Annotated in this window: 4 protein-coding genes and 1 pseudogene; all 5 read left to right on the forward strand. The window is 44.3% G+C overall.

Annotated elements, in window-relative coordinates; all coding sequences use genetic code 11:
- The first annotated feature begins 39 nt into the window (after positions 1-39).
- The gene (tssD, locus tag HMPREF0666_RS15455) at positions 40-438 is read left to right on the forward strand and encodes a type VI secretion system tube protein TssD (protein WP_004384141.1); all 399 of its coding nucleotides are present in this window, start codon (positions 40-42) and stop codon (positions 436-438) included.
- A 181-nt stretch (positions 439-619) separates the two neighbouring features.
- Positions 620-2422 carry a type VI secretion system Vgr family protein gene (locus tag HMPREF0666_RS15460; RefSeq protein WP_009013324.1) on the forward strand — a complete coding sequence of 601 codons (1803 nt, stop codon included), beginning with the start codon at positions 620-622 and terminating at the stop codon, positions 2420-2422.
- A 2-nt stretch (positions 2423-2424) separates the two neighbouring features.
- Positions 2425-2724, forward strand: a complete 300-nt coding sequence (locus HMPREF0666_RS16175) for a hypothetical protein (protein WP_009013325.1) — start codon at positions 2425-2427, stop codon at positions 2722-2724.
- Positions 2712-3794, forward strand: a complete 1083-nt coding sequence (locus tag HMPREF0666_RS15465) for a hypothetical protein (protein WP_009013326.1) — start codon at positions 2712-2714, stop codon at positions 3792-3794. The genes HMPREF0666_RS16175 and HMPREF0666_RS15465 overlap by 13 nt, the downstream gene beginning before the upstream one ends.
- A gap of 4 nt (positions 3795-3798) precedes the next feature.
- Positions 3799-4529: pseudogene (locus HMPREF0666_RS16180) on the forward strand (RHS repeat protein); the annotation flags it as partial.

The raw sequence follows: 4529 nt of genomic DNA on the forward strand, positions 1-4529 counted from the left end.
TCGTTTTCTTATTTTCTAACTACTTTAAAATTATCTATCATGAGTTCATTTAGAGCAACATTGGAATTAGGTGGCAAGGAGTACGACGTACTCTATTCTAACTACGAGTTCAGTCGTACGACTGACAAGAAGGGTCAGCCTGCATCAAGTATCTCTGGTGGCCGTATCAGCGTCACTATCGAGTCTACTGATGACACTTCTACTATCGAGGCTATGCTCAATAGTCAGTTCAAACCTGTTGAGGGTAAGATTGTTTACAAGAAGAGTGAGGAGGATGCTAAGATGAAGGAGATTTCTTTCAAGAATGCTTACATCGTTCACTACAAGGAGACACTCGACGTAAACAACGAGGCGCCGATGACCATCGCGATGACCTTCTCTGCTGAGAATATCACCGTGGGTAATGCCGAGCTCGATAACCGCTGGCCTCGTTCATAGGTCTAAGAAACTTAAGGACTGTGTCGGGCTACGTGCTTGACATGGTCCTTTTAGCTTTCTATTTAGGTCTCATCGCAGTAGGACATACCTATAAGCTGCTGAGATCGTCACCTTATTATATATAGGGAACAAATCTTATTAAATCGCTTTTCAGCCTTAATTACCTCAAAAAATATATTCAATGGCAATACCTTTTAATCCCATCTCCATCACCATAGGGAAGGATGGACTTTCTTCTTTCAAATCACTTCGTATCGACCAAAGTACTGGGGCACATCATCACTTTGACCTCACGGTTGACCTTGAGTCGGGAGGTAACAGACAAGTACATAACCTCAGTAGCAGTAAAGAGTGGCTCGGCAAGGATATCATAGTGAAAGCTGCGAACAAACCATTCTTCTGCGGGATAGTGACGAACATTGAGTTGCATCGCGATGGTAGCGACTTCGGGTGTATACAGGTGTCTGGATACTCCTCTACTTATCGTATGGAGACGGCACCGAGCAGTTACTCATGGAACGATAGGTCGATTGGCGATGTCGTAAAGAGATTGTGCAGTGATGGTAAGGTGCAATTGGCATTGAATGCGGCACACAAGAAACAGTTGGATTACATCTGCCAATACGAGGAATCTGACTTCGATTTCGTTCGTCGCCTTGCCTTGCAGTATCAGGAGTGGATGTATTATGATGGTCTGAAACTTGTCTTCGGTAAGCCAAGACGATTGCCAGACCCTATCAAGATGGAATTTGGTACATCACTGAGTTCCCTCAATATCGGTCTACAAACATTAGCTCGTCCAGAACAGGTGTTTACGTTCCATTCTGGTGCAAACCGTGAGATGGACCGCAAGACGCCCGATAAGGCTTACGGACACGATAGAATGGCGGGTGATGCGTTCCGTGCTGCGCTTCCTTCCTACCCTAAGGCGGCTCGCCAATACTCTATACAGCGTGTCAGCTCTATCGATGATCTTGAGAATTATGTACTCCTAAAACAAGCGGCCGAAACGGCTGAAACCCATTACGTCACAGCCGAAAGCCAGGACCCAAGGCTACATGTGGGTTCGGTGATAAGTTTGTATAGTTCTTTCTTAAAGGGAGTTGGCAATCTCTCCCAAGAGAGCTTAGGCGATTTCATTATCATCGAGATGACCCATGAAGTGAGCGAGAGCTGTTATTACAAAAACCGTTTCAAAGCCATTCCTGGTACTGTAATGAGTCTGCCTAACCCAAAGGTTGAAATGCCTCTGGCTGAAACGCAGATGGCAACGGTACTCAGCAATGCCGACCCACATGGAGCCGGTCGTGTACAGGTGCGCATGAACTGGCAGACCGACAACATGCGAACAAGTTGGGTACGTGTGATGACGCCAGATGGTGGTGGCAGCAAAGACGTAAAAAGTAACCGTGGCTTCGTTTTCATTCCAGAGGTAGGCGACCAAGTCCTCCTCGGCTTCCGTCATGGTGACCCCGCCCGACCATACGTCATGGGTAGCCTGTTTAATGGAACGACAGGTGGTGGCGGTGGCCAAGGCAACAACTGCAAGAGCCTTACCAGTCGCACTGGTAGCACTCTTAAACTCGATGATAGTACAGGTAATGTACTACTTGCTGACAAGACAGGACAAAACCTTATTTCTTTCGATGGTAATAATACAGTAACAGTTTCTGCCGTCACCAATATCCATCTGGATAATGGTAAAGCCTCTATAAAAATAGAGGGGGACACGATAACGATTAAGGCAAATACTATATGCATTGATGGAGCAACAAGTACAACTTGTCAGTCAGGAGAAAATGAAAGTGTCGTTATTACCAGTGGAACTGGTGTCGATATACAAGGCGCTAACATAAATGCGATAGCAAAATCCAATGTAGAGGTTTCTGGTGGAAGTAAGAGTACGCTGTCATCTGCTTCTACGTCTATCAATGGAGATGCCGATGTTACGATAACTGGTGGTTTGGTCAAGATAAACTCATAAGTATGGCGGCAGGAGTTTCAATAGCAAGTGAATATGGGAAGCTACAAGACCTGTGGCGAAATATAGAACGTGATGAGGAATGGAGGCTTGTCATTTGGAATGCTCAAGTAGAGGACATGGATATTATTGATAAGTTCATGGAAATTGAACGTTCCCCTGCTGGAGAATTCACTGATATTTTTTTCGTTTTGACACATCCTATCAAGGTGATGTCAAGGTATTTTCCGAATCGCTTTGGGAAGAATATATCAGTTGGTTCGAAGAGAAAGTTCCAGAAGAGTATGATATTATGGCGGCTTTGAAGAAAGACGGACGCCTTTATCAGGATTATCATCCAGATGGTTCGTTAGAACGAACTGCTGAGAATCTATGGAGTGAGCTGCTACGTTTCAAGTCATGTATAAAAGGACTTGAAACACGTCATTTCTGCATTTATATCCCCCCTATTTCTTATGAAGGCATGGAACTAACCTCTTGGTTTACCAATGTTTTAGATGGTATTCCATTAGGAATTAGACTTATAACAATTGACTATGCCAATCAACGCAAGATTAAGTTAGCCGAAACAAAGAAGGTGAAATTTCTTGAGCCGAGACTTAACATGCCTGATGCCATACGCAATGCGATGGATAAAGAATGTGGTTCGTATGATCCAACAAATCTTAACAGTCTTTATACTCGCCAGATTCGTACAGTACTAGATTGTACATCCAAGAAGAGTGAATCCGTACTTGACAAAGAAGTTAGTAAACTGATTGATTTATCACATCAGCTAGATCGTGAGGATGTAATCCTTACCACTCCTATTATTGCTGCACAAGCCTATTATATCATTCAGAATAATGATAAGAGTCTTCTTTATTGTGACCGTACCATCAATGAGTCTGAAAGGATGATGAGGGCAGATGACCTGACTGCATACTCTGTATGGAAAGTAGCCCTGTTTCTAAAGGCTGCTATATTCGTGGGCACAAAGAAGCCTGATGCTGCTATACCCTTGTATGAACAGGTTGCTGCTGCAGCTGCAAAAAGAGGTGATATATTGTATGTCCTTGAAGGCTATCGTATGAGTGCATATCTGAATTATGAGCAGGGCAATGTTGAAGAGGCATTTATCCGCTCCCTATTGGCACTTGAAGCAGGAAGCCACCTTGATATGAAGCAGAGGCGATCCTCTACTTTTGCCTATGCAGCTTCTATGGCATTGCGTTTTTGTAAGAAAGTGAGAGATAAGCAAGACATGATAGTATTAGAGAAACAGTTAGAGTTATGGCTAGGTTCTGACTGGCGCGAGTTAGTATCAGCCTTTGATCAACAACCAAACAACAAATCTCAAATACTCTCGAGTTTAACCAAGAAAAAGCAGAAATAACACAATGGCAATAGAAGGAAATCCCTTAGTACTTGCAGAACGAGCTTTCGGCGATCTTTTCGGTAAGGCAAAAGACTCGATAAATAACTTGCAGAAGGATCTGGCAAGTGTTCTGCCCAGCATGCCTGGCATGCCTGTAGCTAAGTATTTTGACTTAGCTTTAGGTGTAGACATACATGCGACAACTTGGCCTCCATCACCAGCCCTTCCGGTACCAGCCTGTGCGATGGTATTTGACCTTATGTCCGAAATCATGTCATTCGTAGCACCTGCGCTTCCTTCACCAGAGAGTGGACTTGGAGCCATTGCTGTTTCAATATTGAAAGGTATGGCACCGTCTGTAAAAGTACATGGACGTTGGATAGCTCAAGCGGGAATCTCAATGATACAGTTGCCTGCTGTTGTCATACACATTTTTCCTGTCACGTCTCCTTTTGCTGATGCCGAGATGTGGATGGGAAGCTCTACGGTACTTGCAGACGGAGGTCCTTGTTCAACGCAGTTCCATCCAGCCCTTTCATGTAGCACCTTTGGTTTTGCACCGCCTCCGAGACTTCATCCGGGAAAGTTCAAGAAGCCAAGTGTCTCACGCTTCCTGCCCACGCAGCTACTTTCCATTATAACCTCAGGTGGTAATCCGGTCCTTGTAGGTGGTCCACCAACGATAGACCTTTTTCAATTGGCAATGAAAATGGGACTTAAGTGTCTGACCAAAACCAAGGCCTATCAGAAACT

The sequence above is a fragment of the Prevotella sp. C561 genome (assembly GCF_000224595.1).
GTDB lineage: Bacteria > Bacteroidota > Bacteroidia > Bacteroidales > Bacteroidaceae > Prevotella > Prevotella jejuni.

What these genes read in the sequence shown, in the direction of transcription:
- tssD (WP_004384141.1), top strand. Translation starts at nt 40, where the DNA reads ATGAGTTCATTTAGAGCAACATTGGAATTAGGTGGCAAGGAGTACGAC.
- HMPREF0666_RS15460 (WP_009013324.1), top strand. Translation starts at nt 620, where the DNA reads ATGGCAATACCTTTTAATCCCATCTCCATCACCATAGGGAAGGATGGA.
- HMPREF0666_RS16175 (WP_009013325.1), top strand. Translation starts at nt 2,425, where the DNA reads ATGGCGGCAGGAGTTTCAATAGCAAGTGAATATGGGAAGCTACAAGAC.
- HMPREF0666_RS15465 (WP_009013326.1), top strand. Translation starts at nt 2,712, where the DNA reads ATGGCGGCTTTGAAGAAAGACGGACGCCTTTATCAGGATTATCATCCA.